This window comes from Pseudomonas sp. 18058, assembly GCF_902706155.1.
In the GTDB taxonomy this organism is placed as follows: Bacteria; Pseudomonadota; Gammaproteobacteria; order Pseudomonadales; family Pseudomonadaceae; genus Aquipseudomonas; species Aquipseudomonas rustica.
Genome location: NZ_CACSJY010000053.1, coordinates 13090 through 34290, shown reverse-complemented (window position 1 = coordinate 34290; position 21201 = coordinate 13090). Strand labels below are relative to the sequence as shown.

Sequence of the window (21201 nt, the reverse complement as noted above, 5' to 3'; positions counted from 1 at the left end):
TCAGGGGGCAACAGACTGATCGACTGTAGGAGAGAACGGGTGGACGAGCAAAAAGCCCTGAGGGTCATGCGCGAATTGGTCGACGACGGCCAGTTGACCGACCCGGACAGCGCGCGCGGCAAACTGCTGCAAGTGGCGGCTCACCTGTTCCGTAATAAAGGCTACGAACGCACCACGGTGCGCGATCTGGCCGGTGCGGTGGGGATTCAGTCGGGAAGCATTTTTCATCACTTTAAAAGCAAGGACGAAATCCTCCGGGCGGTGATGGAAGAAACCATCCGTTACAACACGGCACTGATGCGCGCCGCGCTCGCCGATGCGAACAATGTGCGTGAACGGGTGCTGGCGCTGATCCGCTGCGAATTGCAGTCGATCATGGGCGGCAGCGGCGAAGCGATGGCGGTGCTGGTGTATGAATGGCGTTCGCTGTCTGAGGACGGCCAGGCCAAAGTGCTGGCGTTGCGTGATGTCTACGAAGACCTCTGGCTAGAGGTGCTCGGCGAAGCAAAAAAGGCCGGATTTATTCGCGGCGACGTATTTGTCACTCGACGTTTTCTCACCGGTGCGTTGTCCTGGACGACCACCTGGTTCCGTGCCGGCGGCAGTCTGAGCCTCGATCAACTGGCGGATGAGGCGCTGATTCTGGTGCTTGAAGAGCGCTGAGACGCTTTCTATCAGGCGGTGAAACTGGCTAACTGGGCGAAACCGCCTAGCTTGAATGCATTGATCGGTATTTTTCGGGGAGTGGGGTGTTTTGAAGTCTTCGCCAATTCGGACGGCGTCGGGCGTGATGCTCGCAGCGCTGGCGGCATTCTGGTTGTTGCCTGCGCAAGCAGCGCAACTGGTTCGGGTGGGCGCCGCGCACTTTCCGCCGTACACCATCCGCCCGGAAAACGGTGCCGACACCGGTCTGCTGCCACAATTGGTCGAGTCGCTGAACCGCCTGCAAAAAGACTATCAATTCGTCCTCGTGCCGACTTCGATCCCGCGACGTTTCGGTGATTTCAAGCAAGGCCGGATCGACATGGCGATCTTCGAGAACCCTGATTGGGGCTGGAAGGAAATCCCTCACACCGACGTCGACATGGGCCTTGAAGACGCCGAGATTTTCGTCGCGCAACGTGAAGACGGTCGCCAGCAGAACTATTTCGCTGACCTTAAAGGCAAGCGTCTGGCGTTGTTCAGCGGCTATCACTATGAGTTCGCCAACTTCAACGCCGACCCGAAATTCCTCGCGCAGAATTTCAATGCAACGTTGACCTATTCCCACGACAGCAACCTGCTGATGGTGCTGCGCGGGCGCGCCGACATTGCTCTGGTGACGCGCTCCTATCTGAGCGATTACCTGCTGCGCAACGAGAAGGTTCGCGACGAGTTGCTGGTGTCTCAGCGCATTGATCAGGTTTACCATCACTACGCAATTCTGCGTCCCGCCGCGCCGATCACCGGCGAGGCGTTCGGCAAGCTGCTGCAAGGCCTGCGCGACAACGGCGAGATGCTGAAAATCTTCGATCCGTACAAGATTGCCGTGGTGCCAGTGCCGCATCACTGAGGCACTGATTTCTCTGCCAAGCCTAAATTTCCCCTGTCGGATCACGTCCCATCGTTGAACTGTCGACGATTATCGTGAGCCCGACCCATGTCCAATCTGAATGACCTGACTGCCTTGTCTTTGCCTTCGGGCAGCCAACTGGTAGCCGATGCCACCGAAAGCCGTCTGAGCCTGAGCCTGGACGGGCAACCATTGATTCGCCTGCGCCTCGATCGCGAGGCCAAAGGGCCGATCCAGATCGATGAGCGTTTCGCCTTGCCGCCGGGGCAAGCGCTGTGGGCAGCCTGTTATTGGCTGTTCGCCCGCGATCCTGAGTGCCGGCAATTGACCTGGCAACTCGATCAACCGCCGACCGAAGCCTTGCTCAGCGGTTTGCTGGTGAGCACCGAGGTGGCCGGCGAATATCGCTGCGAGCGCACGTTGTTCTGGCAACTGCCGCAACCGTGGCTCGGCACGTCGCTGACCGGCAGCTATCCGCAGCAAATGGTCATCAGCGCTGGCAAGCGCCATCCACTGCGACCGGTAAAACCGCGCGGTGAAGTCTATCGGCGTTTCGATGCGCGGCTGGGGGCGTGGATTTCCCTGCGCACCGTGGAAATCGAAGAGGATCTGCCACGCTTCAACCGCTGGCAGAACAGTCCGCGCGTCGCCAGTTTCTGGCAGGAAGAAGGCAGCATCGAGAAGCACCGCGAATACCTGAGCAAACTTGACGCCGACCCGCACACGTTGACCCTGATCGGCTGTTTCGATGATCAGCCGTTTGCCTATTTCGAAGCCTATTGGGCCAAGGAAGATCGTATCGCGCCGTTCTACGATGCCGACGATTACGACCGGGGCATTCACATGCTGGTGGGGGAGGAGGATCACCGTGGCCCGCACAAAGTCGCGAGCTGGTTATCGGCGCTGGTGCATTACCTGTTTCTGGACGATCCGCGCACCCAGCGCGTGGTCGCCGAACCGCGTGCCGATAACGCGAAGATGATTGGCCACATGCAGAACCAGTGCTTCCACTGCGAGAAGGAATTCGACTTCCCGCACAAGCGTGCGGCGCTGATGATTCTGGGGCGGGAGCGGTTTTTTGATCGGTGCAAGTTGGCTTGAGATGACCGGGCTTGAGATCTATTGCGCTCTCAAGTCCGCTCCCACATTTGATCTATGTACACAATTCAAATGTGGGAGCGGGCTTGCTCGCGAATGGCTTGACGCCGAATTAAGATCCTAGCGCCGCCCCGCAATCACTACATCCCGACGACTGCTCGACACCTTGCGGCAGTGCACCAGCGCATCGCGAATCATGAAGTTGACCAGCGTCGGCGAAACACCGAGTTCCTTGGCGATGTCCTTTTGCGGCACGCCGTGCAAGCGGTACATCTCGAACGCGTAGCGAGTGCGGCTGGGCAGCTCGGTCAGTGCGTCGGCGATGTGCTCCAGAGTGGAGAAGTTGATGTGCGAGGTTTCCGGCGAAGCACCTTGAATGACCACGTTCAGCCCTTCCTCTTCAGGGCCTGAGTATTTCTGCTCCAGCGCCTGTTTGCGGTAGTGATCGATGGCCAGGTTGCGCACGATCTGGAACAGATAACTCAGTTGCGCCTTGATCGACGACGTGATCGGTGGCGCCGATTGCAGTCGGAAAAACGCATCCTGCACCACGTCTTCCGCACGTGACCGGCAGCCGGTAATGCGGGCCGCAATCTTGACCAGAATCAGTCGATTGTCGACGAATGCCTGAAGTAGCGGTGAATCGCACCTGCTTGTGGATACTGGTTCCGTCATGGAAATCACCTTGCTGCCAAATAGGTTAGTGGGACGCCTTGGGGGGATGGGGCCGTCCTACACATCGAGCGACAAATTATGTTGAATGATAATGATTGTCAATTGAGAAAGAGAACTAATGATACAAATTGGTGCGTTGTGAGAACTGCGACACGCCGCCGCATCCCAGCCCCGTTGGCGATCCAGCCTGCCGACTAATTATTTCAAGACGTCATCCGTTCTCATTGGTGAATGGTTCCGGGTACCGAACCCCGACCAGACAGCATTCCGCAGCCTTGCGCGGTCGGCACAGACCGCGCCCTGCATGCCCTTTAGGGCGTGACGCAGCAACCCGATTCCACTCAGTAAGCCGACTTCAGGCAGGAAACCTCATGACCGACGCGTTCGACATCCCCAGCACTCTGGTCCAAGCCCTCCAGCGCCGCGCGGCCCTGACGCCGGATCAACTGGCCTTGCGTTTTCTTGCCGAAAACGAAGAACAGGCTGTGATGCTCAGCTATCGCGAACTCGATCAACGCGCGCGCACGATTGCTGCCGCATTGCAGGCAGAGGCCGGATTTGGTGATCGCGCGGTGTTGTTGTTTCCCAGCGGCCCGGATTACGTCGCGGCGTTTTTTGGTTGCCTGTACGCGGGCGTGATCGCAGTGCCGGCGTATCCGCCGGAATCGGCGCGCCGTCACCATCAAGAGCGTTTGCTGTCGATCATCGCCGACGCCGAACCGCGTCTGCTGCTGACCAGCGCCGACCTGCGCGAGGCCTTGCAGCAGATCGAAGGCGCGCCGCCGCTGTTGTGCGTCGACACACTCGACAATGCGCTGGCCGAAAACTGGCTTGAACCGAACCTGCCACAAGAGCACATCGCCTTCCTGCAATACACCTCCGGCTCGACTGCGCTGCCCAAAGGCGTGCAGGTCAGCCACGGCAATCTGGTGGCCAACGAACTGTTGATCCGCCACGGTTTCGGCATCGATGTGAACCCGGACGATGTGATCGTCAGTTGGCTGCCGCTGTATCACGACATGGGGTTGATCGGCGGTCTGCTGCAACCGATTTTCAGCGGTGTGCCGTGCATCCTCATGTCGCCGGCGTACTTCCTCGGTCGGCCATTGCGCTGGCTCGAAGCGATCAGCCAATACGGCGGCACCATCAGCGGCGGGCCGGATTTCGCTTACCGTTTGTGCAGCGAACGGGTCAGCGAATCGGCGCTGGAGCGTCTCGACCTGAGCCGCTGGCGCGTGGCCTATTCCGGTTCCGAACCGATCCGCCTCGACACCCTTGAACGCTTCGCCGACAAGTTCGCGGCGAGCGGTTTCAGCGATGACAGTTTCATGGCCTCGTACGGTCTGGCCGAGGCCACGCTGTTCGTCGCCGGCACCCCGCGCGGCACCGGCATTCCTGCACTGCGCGTGGACGATCAAGCGTTGGCGCAAAATCGGGCCGAGCCGGGCGACGGCAGTCCGATCATGAGTTGCGGTATCAGCCAGCCTGAGCACGCGGTGCTGATCGTTGAGCCCAATACGCTCGTAGAACTCGCCGACAATGCCGTCGGCGAAGTCTGGGCGACCGGCCCGAGCATTGCCCTCGGTTACTGGCGCAACCCCGAAGCCAGCGCCAAAACCTTCGTCCAGCACGCTGGCCGCACCTGGCTGCGCACTGGCGACCTGGGTTTTATCCGCAACGGTGAACTGTTCATCACCGGTCGCCTGAAAGACATGCTCATCGTGCGCGGCCACAACCTCTATCCGCAGGACATCGAGCAAACCGTTGAGCGCGAAGTTGAAGTGGTGCGCAAGGGCCGCGTCGCTGCATTCGCGGTCAATCAGAATGGCGAAGAGGGTATTGGCATCGCGGCAGAAATCAGCCGCAGCGTGCAGAAAATCCTGCCGCCGGAAGCGTTGATCAAAGCCATTCGCCAAGCCGTGGCCGAGGCGTATCAAGAAGCGCCGAGCGTGGTCGTATTACTTAATCCCGGCGCACTGCCGAAAACCTCCAGCGGCAAATTGCAGCGCTCAGCGTGTCGCAATCGTCTGGCCGATGGCAGCCTCGACAGCTACGCGGTGTTCCCGTCGAGCGTCTCTGAAACTCAAGAATCGATAGCCAGCGCCTCCGAACTTGAAACGCTGATCGGCAAAATCTGGGCTGAGCAACTCAACGTCAAACAGGTCAACGCCGACGATCACTTCTTCCTGCTCGGCGGTAACTCGATCGCCGCCACGCAAGTGATCGCCCGTGTTCGCGAAGCACTCAGTCTGGAGCTGAGCCTTCGCCTGCTGTTCGAAGCGCCAACCCTCTCCGCGTTTGCCGCCGCAGTCGCCCAGCAACAACAGGACGGCGGCAGCGCGCAAGGTGAAATCACCGCGCTGTCACGTTCCGAGCCGATGCCGCAATCGCTGGCGCAAAACCGTTTGTGGATCACCTGGCAACTCGACCCGCACAGCAGCGCCTACAACATTCCCGGCGGCCTGCGCTTGCGTGGCGAACTCGATGAAGACGCACTGCGCGCAAGCTTTCAGCAATTGATCGAGCGCCACGAATCCCTGCGCACGCGTTTCCTCGAACGTGACGGCGTAGCGCTGCAACATGTCGATGCGGCTGCCGATTTCAACCTGCAATTGATCGACATCAGCGACCTGCCAGCCGATGAACGCGAAGCCCGCGCGCAGCAGATCCGCGACGACGAAGCTCACACTCAATTCGATTTGGAAAAGGGCCCGCTGCTGTGGGTGACGCTGATCCGTCTCGACGATGAAGATCACCAACTGCTGGTGACGATGCACCACATCATCGCTGACGGTTGGTCGCTGAACGTGTTGATCGACGAATTCTCGCGCCTGTACGCCGCGGCCTCGCAAGGCGCAACGGCCAACCTCGCGCCGCTGCCAACCCAATACGCTGACTACGGCAGTTGGCAGCGCCAATGGCTGGCGCAAGGCGAGGGCGAGCGGCAACTGGCTTACTGGAAGGCACAGTTGGGTGACGAGCATCCAACACTGGAACTGGCCACCGATCATCCGCGCTCGGCGCAACACAAACACAGCGCTGCACGTCACACCGTGCGTCTGGACGTCAGCCTCAGCGAGGCGATTCGCAACACGGCGCTAGCGCATCAATCGACACCGTTCATGCTGTTGCTCTCGGCGTTCCAGAGTTTGCTGCATCGCTACAGCGGTCAGCGTGATATTCGCATCGGCGTGCCCAACGCCAACCGTCCGCGCCTGGAAACTCAAGGCCTGATCGGCTTCTTCATCAACACCCAAGTGCTGCGCGCCGAGATCGATTCGCGCCTGCCATTCGTTGAGCTGCTGGCGCAAACCCGCCAGGCCACACTCGGCGCACAGGCGAATCAGGATCTGCCGTTCGAACAACTGCTCGAAGCTTTCCCGCAGGCCCGCGAACAAGGTCTGTTCCAGATCATGTTCAACCACCAGCAACGCGACCTCAGCGCGCTCAAGCGCCTGCCCGGTCTGCTCGCCGAAGAGTTGCCGTGGCACAGCCGCGAAGCCAAGTTCGACCTGCAATTGCACAGCGAAGAAGACCGTAATGGTCGCCTGACGTTGTCCTTCGACTACGCCGACGAACTGTTCGACGCCGCGACCATCGCGCGACTGGCCGAGCATTTCAGCAACCTGCTGCGCGCCGTCTGCGAACGTCCAGAGCAAGCCATCGGCGATCTGCAATTGCTCACCGTCGGCGAGCACGACCAGCAGAAAAACTGGAGCGTCGCATCGTGCGTTCCGGCACAACAATGGCTGTCCGAACTGCTCAACGAACAGGCACGCCAGACCCCGGAACGCACTGCGCTGGTGTGGGAGGGCGGTAGCCTCGATTTTGCCGAACTGCACACGCAAGCCAACCGCCTCGCGCACTATCTGCGCGACAAAGGCGTCGGCCCGGACGTTTGCGTGGCCATCGCCGCCGAGCGTTCGCCACAACTGTTGATCGGCCTGTTGGCGATCATCAAGGCCGGCGGCGCTTACGTGCCTCTGGATCCGGATTACCCGGCTGATCGCCTGGCTTACATGCTCAGCGACAGCGGCGTCGAATTGCTCCTGACCCAGACCGAACTGCTCGGCCGTTTACCGGCCAGCGACGGCGTCAGCGTGATCGCCATGGACGCCCTGCACCTGGAAAACTGGCCGAGCCAGGCACCGGGTCTGCACTTGCACGGCGACAACCTCGCCTACGTGATCTACACCTCGGGCTCCACCGGCCAGCCGAAAGGCGTCGGCAATACGCATGCGGCACTGGCCGAACGTCTGCAATGGATGCAGAGCGCTTACGCGTTGAATGAAACCGATGTGCTGATGCAAAAGGCGCCGATCAGTTTCGACGTCTCGGTGTGGGAATGCTTCTGGCCGTTGATCACTGGCGCGCGCCTGCTGATTGCCGGCCCTGGCGAACACCGCGATCCGCATCGCATCGCCCAATTGGTGCAAGAACACGGCGTGACCACTCTGCACTTTGTGCCGCCGCTGCTCTCGCTGTTCATCGATGAACCGCTGAGCGCCGAATGCACCAGCCTGCGCCGCGTTTTTTCCGGTGGTGAAGCGCTGCCCGCTGAACTGCGCAATCGCGTGTTGGCGCAACTGCCGGCGGTGCAATTGCACAACCGTTATGGCCCGACCGAAACCGCGATCAACGTCACGCACTGGCATTGCACCACCGCCGATGGCGAGCGTTCGCCGATTGGCCGACCGCTGGGCAACGTGATTTGCCGCGTGCTCGACGCTGATCTCAATCCCGTACCGGCCGGTGTGCCGGGTGAGTTGTGCATCAGCGGCATTGGTCTGGCTCGCGGTTACCTCGGTCGTCCATCGTTGACCGCTGAACGCTTTGTGGTTGATCCATTGGGCGAGCAGGGCGCCCGTTTGTACCGCACCGGCGACCGCGCGCGCTGGACGTCTGACGGGGTGATCGAATACCTCGGTCGCCTCGATCAGCAGGTCAAACTGCGTGGTTTCCGTGTCGAACCGGAAGAAATCGAAGCGCGGTTACTCGCTCAGGACGGCGTCGCCCAAGCCGTGGTGCTGGTGCGCGAAACCGCTGCCGGCGCGCAACTGATCGGCTACTTCACCGCGACCGATGCCAGTAACCATCACGACGAACAAATCGCTCGTCTGAAAACCGCACTCGCCGCCGAACTGCCGGAATACATGGTGCCGGCGCAACTGATGCGCCTCGACGCAATGCCGCTCAGCCCCAGCGGCAAACTCGACCGCCGTGCCTTGCCCGAGCCGCAATGGCAAGTGCGTGAACACGTCGAACCGGTGACCGAACTGGAACAACGGATCGCCGCGATCTGGCGCGAAGTGCTCGGCCTGAGCCAGGTTGGTCTGCGCGACGACTTCTTCGCCCTCGGCGGTCACTCGTTGCTGGCCACGCAAATCATCTCGCGCACCCGTCAGGCCTGTGACGTCGAGCTGCCGCTGCGGGCGTTGTTCGAGCACAGCGAACTCGGTGATTTCGCCGAACAGATTCGCTTGATTCAAGTCAGCGGCCGCACCAACAAACAGCCGCTAATCGCCAAAGTCGACCTCAGTAAACCAGTGCCGCTGTCGTACTCGCAACAGCGCATGTGGTTCCTCTGGCAGATGGAACCGGACAGCCCGGCGTACAACGTCGGTGGCATGGCGCGCCTGCGTGGCGTGTTGCACGTCGAGCGTTTCGAGGCTGCGTTGCAAGCGCTGATCCTGCGCCACGAAACCCTGCGCACGACGTTCCCGAGCGTCGATGGCATCGCCCGTCAACAGGTGCATGCCGAGACCGGCGTGCGCATGGGCTGGAAGGATTTCTCGAAAGTTGCCGCCGATCAACGCGAGCAACAGGTTCAGCAATTCGCCGATGAAGAAGCGCATCTGCCGTTCGATCTGGAAAGCGGCCCGCTGCTGCGCGCCTGTCTGGTGAAGACCGCCGAGCACGAACATTACTTCGTGCTGACCCTGCACCACATCGTCACCGAAGGCTGGGCGATGGACATTTTCGCCCGCGAACTCAGCGCACTGTACGAAGCGTTTGTCGATGATCGCGATTCGCCGCTGGAGCCGCTGCCGGTGCAGTACCTCGACTACAGCGTCTGGCAGCGCAACTGGCTGGAATCCGGCGAGCGTCAACGCCAACTCGATTACTGGACGGCGCAACTCGGTCGCGAACATCCGTTGCTGGAATTGCCCGGCGACCGCCCGCGTCCGCCGGTGCAAAGCCACCAGGGCGAGCTGTTCCGTTTTGACTTGAGCGACGACCTCGCGACGCGGGTTCGTGCGTTCAACGCGCAAAACGGTCTGACCCTGTTCATGACCATGACCGCCGCGCTCGCCACGCTGCTTTACCGCTACAGCGGCCAGACCGATCTGCGCATCGGCGCGCCGGTGGCCAACCGTATTCGTCCGGAAAGTGAAGGGCTGATCGGTGCGTTCCTCAACACTCAAGTGCTGCGCTGCCAGCTCGACGGCATGATGTCGGTCGGCGAATTGTTCGAGCAGGTGCGCCACACGGTGATCGAAGGGCAATCGCACCAGGATCTGCCGTTCGATCATCTGGTTGAAGCCTTGCAGCCACCGCGCAGTGCCGCGTACAACCCGCTGTTCCAGGTGATGTGCAACGTGCAGCGCTGGGAATTCCAGCAGAGCCGCATGCTCGCCGGGATGACCGTCGAATATCTGGCCAACGATGCGCGGGCGACCAAGTTCGACCTCAATCTGGAAGTCACCGACCTCGACCATCGTCTCGGTTGCTGCCTGACGTATAGCACCGATTTGTTCGACGAACCGACCATCGCGCGCATGGCCAAACATTGGCGCAATTTGCTCGAAGCGCTGATCGCCGATCCGCAACAGCGCCTCAGTGAATTGCCGCTGCTTGACGCGCCCGAGCAACAGCAGCTGCGCGACAGCCTCGGCATCGAGCCGGGCGAGCATCGTCTCGACCAGTGTATTCATCACCTGTTCGCTGAGCAGGCACTTGCGCGCAAAGACGCGCCGGCGCTGACCTTCGCCGGGCAGACCTTGAGCTACGCCGAACTCGACGCCCGCGCCAATCGTCTGGCCTGGGCGTTGCGGGCGCGTGGCGTCGGCCCGCAAGTGCGGGTCGGTCTGGCGCTGGAGCGTTCGCTGGAAATGGTCATTGGCCTGCTAGCGATTCTCAAGGCGGGCGGTGCGTATGTGCCGCTGGATCCGGAATACCCGCTCGACCGTCTGCATTACATGATTGAAGACAGCCGCATTGGGCTGCTGCTCAGTGATCGCGCGATGTTTAACGCGCTCGGCGAGCTACCGTCGAGCGTGGCGCGTTGGTGCCTGGAAGACGACAGCGCGGCGCTCGCCGATTACCCGGCCAGTGAACTGCCGTTTATCAGCCTGCCGCAGCATCAGGCCTACCTGATTTACACCTCGGGTTCGACCGGTAAGCCGAAAGGCGTGGTGGTTTCCCACGGCGAAATCGCCATGCACTGTCAGGCCGTGATCGAGCGGTTTGGCATGCGCCCGGACGACTGCGAACTGCACTTCTATTCGATCAACTTCGATGCGGCGACTGAGCGTTTGTTGGTGCCGCTGCTCAGCGGCGCGCAAGTGGTGTTGCGTGCGCAAGGTCAGTGGGACGCGGAAGAAATCTGCGGTTTGATCCGCACGCATAAAATCAACGTGCTCGGTTTCACCCCAAGCTACGGCAGCCAGTTGGCGCAGTTCCTTTCGACGCAAAACGAGATCCTGCCGGTGCGGATGATCATCACCGGCGGTGAAGCGCTGACCGGAGAGCACCTGCAACGCATTCGTGCAGCGTTCAAACCGGCGATGTTTTTCAACGCTTACGGCCCGACGGAAACCGTGGTCATGCCGCTGGCCAGTCTGGCGCCGGAGGTGCTGGAAGAGGGTGCGGGCAGTGTGCCGATCGGCAGCGTGATTGGCGCGCGTGTTGCGTACATTCTTGACGCCGATCTGGCGCTGGTGCCACAGGGCGCGACCGGTGAATTGTTCGTCGGCGGCGCGGGTCTGGCGCAGGCGTATCACGATCGTCCGGGCATCACTGCTGAGCGTTTTGTCGCGGATCCGTTTGCCGCTGACGGCGGACGCATGTACCGCACTGGCGACCTGGTACGCCAGCGTGGCGATGGCTTGGTTGAATACCTGGGCCGGATCGACCATCAAGTGAAAATTCGTGGTTTCCGCATCGAGTTGGGCGAAATCGAAACCCGTCTGCTTGATCACGCTTCGATCCGCGAAGCCGTGGTGCTCGCCCTTGATGCGCCAAGCGGCAAACAACTGGTCGGCTATCTGGTGACTGAAGTCGCCGAGCAAAGCGAAGCCAGACAGGCTGAACTGCGCGAAGCCCTCAAGTCGCACCTCAAGACACAACTGCCGGATTACATGGTGCCGACGCACCTGATTCTGCTGGCGAGCATGCCGCTGACCGCCAACGGCAAACTCGACCGCCGCGCCTTGCCGGCGCCGGATCCGGAGCTCAATCGCCAGGATTACGTGGCGCCGAGCAACGAATTGGAACAGACCCTGGCGCAGATCTGGTGCGCAGTGCTCAACGTCGAACAGGTCGGCCTCAACGACAATTTCTTCGAACTCGGGGGCGACTCGATTCTGTCGATTCAAGTGGTCAGCCGCGCGCGTCAGCAAGGCATTCATTTCAGCCCGCGTGATCTGTTCCAGCATCAAACCGTGCGAACCCTCGCCGCCGTGGCCAGTCGCAGCGAACAAGTGACAGCGGAGCAAGGCCTGGTGGCCGGTGAATCGCGTCTGACGCCGATTCAGCATTGGTTCTTCGACACGGAAATCCCTGAGCGTCAGCACTGGAATCAGGCGCTGTTGCTGGAGCCAACCGTGGCGCTGCAACCGCATCGTCTGGAGCAAGCGCTGCTGGCGGTGATCGAGCAGCATGATGCCCTGCGTCTGCGCTTCACCGAGGCCAACGGCGTGTGGCAAGCGACGCACCAACCGGTGTCGGATGCGGCGGTGTTGTGGCAAGTGCGCGTGCCGTCGATGGACAAAGGTGAAGCGCTGTTCGCCGATGCCCAGCGCAGCCTCGACCTTGCGCAAGGCCCGCTGCTGCGTGCGGTATTGGTCGATGGCCCGGAAGCTCAGCAACGGCTGTTTATCGCGATTCATCACTTGGTGGTTGATGGCGTTTCGTGGCGCGTGATGCTCGACGATTTGCAAACCGTGTACCGCCAATTCGACGCCGAGCAAGCGGTGAAACTGCCAGCAAAAACCAGTGCCTTCAAAGACTGGACCGCCCGTTTGCAGGCCTACGCCGGCAGCGAATCCCTGCGCGAAGAACTCAACTGGTGGCAAACCCAGTTGGCCGGTCAGAACGCCGATCTGCCTTGCGAAAACCCGCAGGGCGGCCAGCAGAATCGTCATGCACAAACCGTCAGCGTGCGCCTCGATGCCGAGCACACCAAACAGCTGCTGCAACAGGCGCCGAGCGCTTATCGCACGCAGGTCAACGATCTGCTGCTGACGGCACTGGCCCGCGTGCTGTGCCGCTGGAGCGGTCAGCCATCGGCGCTGATTCAACTGGAAGGCCACGGTCGCGAAACCCTGTTCGACGAGATCGACCTGACCCGTACCGTCGGCTGGTTCACCAGTGCTTACCCGCTGCGCCTGACCCCGCACAACATCGAAGAGGCCGCAGGGCAGGGCGCTTCGATCAAGGCAATCAAAGAGCAACTGCGCGCGATACCGCACAAAGGTCTGGGTTATGGCGTGCTGCGTTATCTGGCCGATGATTTCACTCAGCGCAGCATGGAGGCGCTGCCGCATGCACCGGTCACCTTCAACTACCTCGGCCAGTTCGACCAGAGCTTCGCCAGCGATGCGCTGTTCCGTCCGCTGGAAGAGTCGGTTGGTGCTGCCCACGATCCGCAGGCGCCATTGCCGAATGAATTGAGCGTCGACAGTCAGGTGTATGGCGGTGAATTGCTCTTGCGCTGGACGTTCAGCGCCGAGCGTTACGAGACGCAAACCATCAACGATCTGGCTGATGCCTACCTCGGCGAGCTGCAAAGCCTGATCAGCCATTGCCTGCAAGACGAGGCCGGTGGTCTGACGCCGTCGGACTTCCCGCTGGCGAAACTGACTCAGGCGCAACTCGATGCCTTGCCGGTGCCGGCCGCGCACATCGAAGACGTCTATCCACTGACGCCGATGCAGGAAGGCATGTTGCTGCACACCTTGCTCGAACCGGGCACCGGTCTGTACTACATGCAGGATCGCTACCGCATCAACAGCGAACTCGACGCCGAGCGTTTCGCCCAGGCGTGGCAAGCGGTGATCGCCCGTCATGAAGCATTGCGCGCCTCGTTCTGCTGGAACGTCGGCGAAGACATGCTGCAAGTGATTCACACACCAGGTCGCACGCCAATCGAATATCTGGACTGGAGCGCCATCGCCGACACCGAGCAGGAACCAAAGCTGCAAGCGCTGCTGAAAAGCGAGCGCGAGGCCGGTTTCGATCTGCTCAATCAGGCACCGTTCCACTTGCGCCTGATCAAGGTCGGCGCGGCGCGTTACTGGTTCATGATGAGCAATCACCACATCCTTATCGATGCCTGGTGCCGCTCGTTGCTGATGAACGATTTCTTCGAGATCTACACCGCTCTGGGTGAAGGTCGCGAAGCGCAACTCGCCGTGCCGCCGCGTTATCGCGATTACATCGGCTGGCTGCAACGCCAGAGCCTGGCCGAAGCGCGGCAGTGGTGGCAGCAGAATCTGCAAGGGTTCGAGCGCCCCACGCCGATCCCGAGCGACCGTCCGTTTCTGCGCGAACATGCCGGTGAAAGTGGCGGCATGATCGTCGGCGACCGCTACACCCGCCTCAAAGTCGAGGACGGTGCGCGTCTGCGTGAAATGGCGCAGGCGCATCAGTTGACCATCAACACCTTCGCCCAAGCGGCGTGGGCCTTGGTGCTGCGCCGTATGAGCGGCGATCGTGACGTGCTGTTCGGCGTCACCGTGGCCGGGCGGCCGGTGGAAATGCCGGAGATGCAGCGCACGGTCGGCCTGTTCATCAACAGCATCGCGCTGCGGGTGCAGATGCCGGCAGACGATGAACGCAGCAGCGTGCGTCAGTGGCTCAGCGCTTTGCTCGACAGCAACATGCAACTGCGCGAGTACGAATACCTGCCGCTGGTGAACATTCAGGAACAAAGCGAATTGCCGAAAGGCCAGCCGCTGTTCGACAGCCTGTTCGTCTTCGAAAATGCCCCGGTGGAAGTCTCGGTGCTGGATCGCGCGCAGAGCCTGAACGCGACCTCGGACTCCGGACGAACCCACACTAACTTCCCGTTGACGGCGGTGTGCTACCCGGGCGATGACCTTGGTCTGCACCTGTCGTATGACCAGCGTTATTTCGACGAATCGACCATTGAGCGCATGCTCGGCGAGTTCAAGCGTCTGCTGCTGGCGCTGGTCGAGGGCTTCCATGGCGACATGGCTGATCTGCCGCTGTTGGGCGCTGAGGAGCAGGATTTCCTGCTGCACGGTTGCAACCAGAGTGCCCACGATTATCCGCTGGAGCAGAGCTATGTGGCGCTGTTCGAAACGCAGGTTACCGCGCATCCGCAACGCATCGCCGCGACGTGCCTTGATCAGCAACAGAGCTATGCCGAGCTGAACCACAACGCCAACCGTCTCGGCCATGCACTGGTCGCGGCGGGTGTGCAGACGGATCAACCGGTGGCGTTGCTCGCCGAGCGCAATCTCGACCTGCTCGGCATGATCATCGGCAGCTTCAAGGCGGGCGCGGGTTATCTGCCGCTGGATCCGGGTCTGCCGAGTCAGCGTTTGCAACGCATCATCGAGCTGAGCCGCACGCCGCTGCTGGTGTGCAGCGAGGCGTGTCGCGAACAGGCGCAGACCTTGCTGGATGAATTCAGTTGCGCCAATCGTCCACGGCTTCTGGTTTGGGAAGAAGTGCAGGCTTTGGCGTTGTCGGCGACGAATCCTGGCATTTACAGCGGCCCGGACAACCTCGCTTACGTGATCTACACCTCGGGCTCCACCGGCCTGCCGAAAGGCGTGATGGTCGAACAGCGCGGCATGCTCAATAACCAGTTGAGCAAGGTGCCGTACCTGAATTTGAGTGACGCCGATGTGATCGCGCAAACCGCTTCGCAGAGCTTCGATATTTCGGTCTGGCAGTTCCTTGCCGCGCCGCTGTTCGGCGCGCGAGTGGACATTGTGCCGAATACAATTGCCCACGATCCGCAAGGTCTGCTGAAGCATGTGCAAGCGCAAGGCATCACCGTGCTGGAGAGCGTGCCGTCGCTGATTCAGGGCATGCTCGCTTCGGATCGCCTGAGTCTCGATGGCTTGCGCTGGATGTTGCCGACGGGTGAGGCGATGCCGCCGGAGCTGGCGCATCAGTGGTTGCTGCGTTATCCGCAGATTGGTCTGGTCAACGCGTATGGCCCGGCGGAATGTTCCGATGACGTGGCGTTCTTCCGGGTCGACATGGCCTCGACGCGCGGCAGTTATTTGCCGATCGGCACGCCGACCGACAACAACTTGCTCTATCTGCTCGATGGCGCGCTGGAACTGGTGCCGTTGGGTGCGGTGGGTGAGTTGTGTGTGGCGGGCACGGGCGTCGGTCGCGGCTATGTCAGCGATCCGCTGCGCACGGCGCCGGTGTTTGTACCGAATCCGTTCGGTGCGCCGGGCGAACGTCTGTATCGCACCGGAGACCTGGCGCGGCGGCGTAGCGATGGTGTGTTGGAGTACGTCGGCCGCGTCGACCATCAGGTGAAAATTCGTGGTTACCGGATTGAGCTGGGTGAGATCGAAGCGCGTCTGCATGAACAGCCGGAAGTGCGCGATGGCGCGGTCGGTGTGCAGGAGGGCGTCAACGGCAAGCACTTGGTTGGTTATCTGGTGGCGGCCGATTCGGCGTTGAATTCGAGCGAACGCCTTGAGCGGATCAAGCAGCGTCTGCGCGCCGAACTGCCGGAATACATGGTGCCGCTGCACTGGTTGTGGCTCGATCAACTGCCGCTGAATGCCAACGGCAAACTTGATCGCAAAGCCTTGCCGGCGCTGGAGATCGGTCAGTTGCAGAGTCAGGATTATCTGGCGCCGCGCAATGAACTGGAGCAGACGCTGGGGGACATTTGGGCCGAGGTGTTGAAGGTCGAACAAGTCGGTGTGCGCGACAACTTCTTTGAACTGGGCGGGCATTCGTTGCTGGCCACGCAGATCGCTTCGCGTGTGCAGAAATCCTTGCAACGAGATGTGCCGCTGCGGGCGATGTTCGAGTGCAGCACGGTGGAGGAGTTGGCCGAGTACATTGACGGGCTGGCGGCGAGTGACATTACCGAGGAGAAGGTGGATCGGTTGAATGATCTGATGGCGGAGCTGGAAGGACTGTAAAGATCAAAAGATCGCAGCCTGCGGCAGCTCCTACAGAGAACATCGCGTTTCCTTGTAGGAGCTGCCGCAGGCTGCGATCTTTTTGCTTTCCGGCGTCAGCGACTTCAACACAAACCGCATCATTTCCCCGATTGACGACAACCAACCGGCAGCTCAGTCTGCCGGTTCTGTTTTTTACCGCGTAGGTGAATCGATGCCCTTCTTCACGGTTGACGGACAAGCGCTGCATTACATTGATCAAGGCACCGGCCCGGCGGTACTGCTCGCCGGCAGTTATCTGTGGGATCAGGCCATGTGGGCGCCGCAGATCGCCGCGTTGTCGCCACACTATCGGGTGATCGCCCTTGATTTGTGGGGCCACGGCGAGTCAGGCCGGCTACCGGAAGGCACCACCTCCCTCGATGACATCGCCCGGCAGGCGCAGGCCTTGCTCGATCATCTACAGATTGATCAGGTCACTCTCGTCGGATTGTCGGTCGGCGGTATGTGGGGCGCACGTCTCGCGCTGGCGGCACCGCAGCGGATCAACGGGCTGGTGCTGATGGACACCTACCTCGGCGTCGAACCGGAACCTACCCGCCAATATTATTTCTCGCTGTTCAAGCAAATCGAAGACACCGGCGAAATCTCCGAGCAACTGCTCGACATCGTCGTACCGATCTTCTTCCGCCCGGGCATCGATCCGCAGTCGCCGCTGTATCAGGCATTCCGCGCGAAACTGGCGGCGTACAGCGCAGATCGCCTGCGCGAAAGCATCGTGCCGATGGGGCGCATCACCTTTGGCCGCGATGATCTGTTGCCGCGTCTGAGCGAATTGGACGCTGCCAGCACGCTGGTGCTGTGCGGCGATCAGGACAAACCGCGACCACCGTCAGAGGCAAAGGAAATGGCCGAGTTGATTGGTTGCCCGTGGGCGCTGGTGCCGGAAGCGGGGCATATCTCCAATCTGGAGAATGCGCAGTTTGTGACGGAGGTGTTGTTTGCCTTTTTGGCTGAGCGCCATTGAAAAGATCGCAGCCTGCGGCAGCTCCTACAGGAAACGCATTCCCCTGTAGGAGCTGCCGCAGGCTGCGATCATTTGATCTTGCTTACTTAGGCCCAAGAATCTGCGCCAATTTGTCCGGTGAAGGCGCGCCTTGTTGCTGTTGCAGCTCGCCCTTGGCATCCATGTAGAAAATCGCCGGGGTGGCCTGTAAATCCAGGTCTTCCATCAACTGCATGTTCGCCGCCAGTTTGGTTTGCACGGCTGCGGGAATATCTTTCAAGGCTTTGAGCGAGCTGCCCTTGCCAGCCTTTTCGTGATCTTCCAGGGCTTTGGCCGGGTCTTTTGCGGCCAGCAGTGCAGCGGATTTGCCCGGGCTGTCTTCGCGGATGATCCCGACCATGATGTGACGCAATTGCACCTTGCCGGACTTCACCCAGGGCCGCGCCTGTTCCCAGAACATGTTGCAGTACGGGCAGTTCGGGTCGCTGAACAGATACACGGTACGCGGTGCATCTTTGTTGCCGTCCTGAATCCAGTTGCTCGCCTCGAACTTGGCCCAGACTTCCTTGGCCATTGGCGCATAGACCAGTTTCTGCAACGGTTCGCTGCTCAGATCCTTGCCGTCGGCGTCGTACATATTGCCGAGAATCACGTGTTTGCCGTCCGCGGTCAGGTACAGCGCCATGCCACGATTCTGGTATTGCGCCGCATAGCCGCGCAAACCGTCGGGGGCATCGAACTGGCCGACGATTTTCGCGCCTTTGGCTTCGATCTGTTTGATCGCGGCCGGCAGTTCTTCAGCGGCCTGCACGGACGGCAGGTGCAACAGGGCAGTGCCCAGAGTCAGCGTCAGCAGGTGGCGGAGGCGAGGCATGGCAGTTTCCTTGCAGAGTTGACCGTCGCTGCGGCCGGATTGGGACTTGAAGGCGCGGTGTCGAAGTTTTCCAGTGCGCGCGCCAGGCTGGCATTGGACAATTCCCCCAAATGGCTGCCCAACAGGCGGCCATCAGGGCTATAGAACAGCGTAGTCGGCAAAGCCATGGAGCCCACGGCTTGACCGAGTCGGCCGCCGCGATCGAACAACACGTTGTTCAGGCTCAGGCCCTGGGTTTCGAGAAACGTCGCAACGCTTTGCATGCTTTCCGCCTGATTGACGAACAGGAAGGTCAGGTCGGGACGTTGTTGCTGAGCGTTTTCCAGCACCGGCATTTCCCGTCGGCACGGCGGGCACCAGGTCGCCCAGAGGTTGATCACCAGCGGGCCACCCTGATAATCGCTGAGTTTGACCGTCTCCCCGGCGGCATTGCGCAGGGCAATGTCCGGCAGGCGCGTGCCCTGTTCGTAAATGTTCAGCGACAGCGTCGCCAACAGCCAGAACACCACGCCACTGGCTACGCCAAAACCCAACGGTCGACGCAAGCCCGGACGACGCCAGCCGCGATACAGCGCTGCCAACAGCAAAACGATCACCCCCGGCCAGGCCAGAAAACCACCATCGCGCAGGTCGATGATTTGCCACGGGTCATTGCGGTAGTGCGACCAGTACATCAGCACAAACGCGATGCGCGCGGCCAACATGCCCAGCAGAAACAGACTGAACAGCGCCGACTCGGGGTTATCACCGCCGCGCTTGGCCACCCGCCAGCCGACAAACGTCGCCAGCGCCAAAGCACTGATCAGCAGCAGGTGGTTAAGCGCGATGGCAAAAGTGCCGAGGGTGAAAGTCAGCATTAATTGGCGTCCCGGGTGGTGGCCCAGCGTTGCAGGAAGGTGTCGGCATCGACTTCGCCGGTGATGCGCTGGCTGCGGCGTTCTTCGCCGTCAGAGCCGATCCAGACGAAACTCGGTGGCCCCGGCACTTTGTAACGGCTGAGCAGTTCACGGCTGGCAGCGTTGTCGGCGGTGACATCGAGCCGCAGCAGACGCACATCACTCAGCGCCTGCATCACCTTGTCTTTGCCGAACACCTGTTTCTCCATGACTTTGCACGACACGCACCAGTCGGCGTAGTAATCGAGCAGCACCCACTGGCCCTTGGCTTTCGCAGCATCCAGTTCGCTTTGCAAAGCGGCAGGATCCTTGACGGTGGTGAACGCTTCGTGGCCATCCGGTGCGGCGCTTGCGGTGCGACCGGCACTGTAAACCTGCAGTGGTTGGTACGGATCATCACTGCCACCCGCCGCGCCGATCACCAGCAAACTGCCCCACAAACCCAACAGCAGTGCAGCGGCGCCGAACATCTGCGCAACCCGGCCAAAGCCTTCGGATTGTTTCCAGGCGCTGTAAGCAGCGATCAATAGCAGTGCACCGCACAGGCCCAGCCACAACGACGGATCCAGCACCGGACGCAGCATCAGCAACGCGGTAGCAAGAAAGAGGAAACCGAACACGCCTTTAAGCAGGTTCATCCACGCGCCCGGTTTTGGCAGGAAGCGATTGCCGACAGTCACCAGCAGCAACAGCGGTACGCCAATACCAATACCCAGCGAGAACAGAATCAAACCGCCGTGCAACGCATTGCCACTTTGCGCGATATACAGCAATGCTCCGGCCAGCGGCGCGGTCATGCACGGGCCGACCAGCAGACCGGACAACGCGCCCAAAACACCGGCGCCAATCAGGCTGCCACCACTGCGACTGCGTGAGGCGTGTTCAAGACGATCACGCAGCGCCACTGGCAGTTGCAGTTCAAAGAAGCCGAACATCGGCAACGCTAGCACCACGAAGATCGCGGCAAAGGTGCCGAGCAACCAGGGGTTCTGCAGCCACGCTTGCAGGTTGGCGCCGAGCAGCGCGGCAATCACGCCCATCGCGGCATACACCAGCGCCATGCAAATAACATAACTGCTGGCCAGCGCAAAACCACGACGCGGAGTGGCGCCGCTGCCGACGACCATACCCGCCAGAATTGGCAACATCGGCAACGTGCAAGGGGTGAAGGCCAGCAACAGACCAAGGCCGAAGAACACCAGCAAACTCCAGCCCAGCGCCCGTTGTTGCAGGCTGCTGGCCAAGGCTTGATCCGGCGCTTCGGTGCTGGCAGCGACGGCGGCTTTGCCCCCCAGATCAATCACGCGGGTTTGCGGCGGGTAGCACAGGCCGGCATCGGCACAGCCCTGATAGCTGACTTTGATCTGGCCGCTGGCCGAGGCCGGGATTTTCACCTCCAGGCCTTGGCGGTAAACCGGTTGCTCACCGAAAAACTCATCGCTGTGGGATTCACCTGTTGGCAGCGCTGGTTGTTGTTCGGCGGTCAGCCCATCGAATTTCAGGCGTTTCTGATACAGGTAGTAGCCGTCGGTGATTTGCCAGAACAACTGGGTTTCACCGGATTCCAGGCGTTCGGACGTGAGGACGAACGCCTTGTCGACCGGCAAAAATTCCGGTTTTGATTCGAAAGGATTATTCCCGGCCTGGGCCAGACTCGAAATCAGCAGTGCAAACAAAAGAAAAAAATGACGCATGGAGGAGCCTTGTCCCTGTGCAAGTGGGGTGAACAATGGGCGGTGGCGATTAACCGA

9 protein-coding genes are annotated in these 21201 nt (G+C 60.9%); 5 read left to right on the top strand and 4 right to left on the bottom strand.

The window, feature by feature from the left end:
• The first annotated feature begins 39 nt into the window (after window positions 1-39).
• The 3 genes from GVL50_RS22955 (at window position 40) to GVL50_RS22945 (ending at window position 2653) form a co-directional block, all read left to right on the top strand.
• The gene (locus GVL50_RS22955) at window positions 40-663 is read left to right on the top strand and encodes a TetR/AcrR family transcriptional regulator (protein ID WP_159815159.1); all 624 of its coding nucleotides are present in this window, start codon (window positions 40-42) and stop codon (window positions 661-663) included.
• A 91-nt stretch (window positions 664-754) separates the two neighbouring features.
• Complete coding sequence (locus tag GVL50_RS22950; protein WP_053122232.1) at window positions 755-1552, top strand: ABC transporter substrate-binding protein; 798 nt, start codon at window positions 755-757, stop codon at window positions 1550-1552.
• A gap of 87 nt (window positions 1553-1639) precedes the next feature.
• Window positions 1640-2653, top strand: a complete 1014-nt coding sequence (locus tag GVL50_RS22945) for a GNAT family N-acetyltransferase (RefSeq protein ID WP_159815158.1) — start codon at window positions 1640-1642, stop codon at window positions 2651-2653.
• Window positions 2654-2770: 117 nt separating this feature from the next.
• Here the strand turns inward: GVL50_RS22945 and GVL50_RS22940 are convergent, their stop codons facing one another.
• Complete coding sequence (locus GVL50_RS22940) at window positions 2771-3325, bottom strand: RNA polymerase factor sigma-70 (protein ID WP_053122228.1); 555 nt, start codon at window positions 3323-3325, stop codon at window positions 2771-2773.
• A gap of 371 nt (window positions 3326-3696) precedes the next feature.
• Between GVL50_RS22940 and GVL50_RS22935 the strand changes: the two genes are divergently transcribed.
• Together GVL50_RS22935 and GVL50_RS22930 are read left to right on the top strand one after the other, a co-directional pair.
• Window positions 3697-16695, top strand: a complete 12999-nt coding sequence (locus GVL50_RS22935; RefSeq protein ID WP_159815157.1) for a non-ribosomal peptide synthetase — start codon at window positions 3697-3699, stop codon at window positions 16693-16695.
• A gap of 193 nt (window positions 16696-16888) precedes the next feature.
• Window positions 16889-17701, top strand: coding sequence for an alpha/beta fold hydrolase (locus GVL50_RS22930; protein WP_159815156.1), 813 nt, complete (start codon window positions 16889-16891; stop codon window positions 17699-17701).
• Window positions 17702-17783: 82 nt separating this feature from the next.
• Here the strand turns inward: GVL50_RS22930 and dsbG are convergent, their stop codons facing one another.
• From dsbG to dsbD, 3 genes are read right to left on the bottom strand one after another with little or no spacing between them, the layout of a single operon-like run.
• Window positions 17784-18554, bottom strand: coding sequence for a thiol:disulfide interchange protein DsbG (gene dsbG / locus GVL50_RS22925; protein WP_053122222.1), 771 nt, complete (start codon window positions 18552-18554; stop codon window positions 17784-17786).
• Window positions 18530-19411: a TlpA disulfide reductase family protein gene (locus GVL50_RS22920; RefSeq protein ID WP_159815155.1), complete on the bottom strand. Its 882-nt coding sequence runs from the start codon at window positions 19409-19411 to the stop codon at window positions 18530-18532. The genes dsbG and GVL50_RS22920 overlap by 25 nt, the downstream gene beginning before the upstream one ends.
• Window positions 19411-21144, bottom strand: coding sequence for a protein-disulfide reductase DsbD (gene dsbD, locus GVL50_RS22915; protein WP_159815154.1), 1734 nt, complete (start codon window positions 21142-21144; stop codon window positions 19411-19413). The genes GVL50_RS22920 and dsbD overlap by 1 nt, the downstream gene beginning before the upstream one ends.
• Between the last annotated feature and the right edge of the window lie 57 nt (window positions 21145-21201).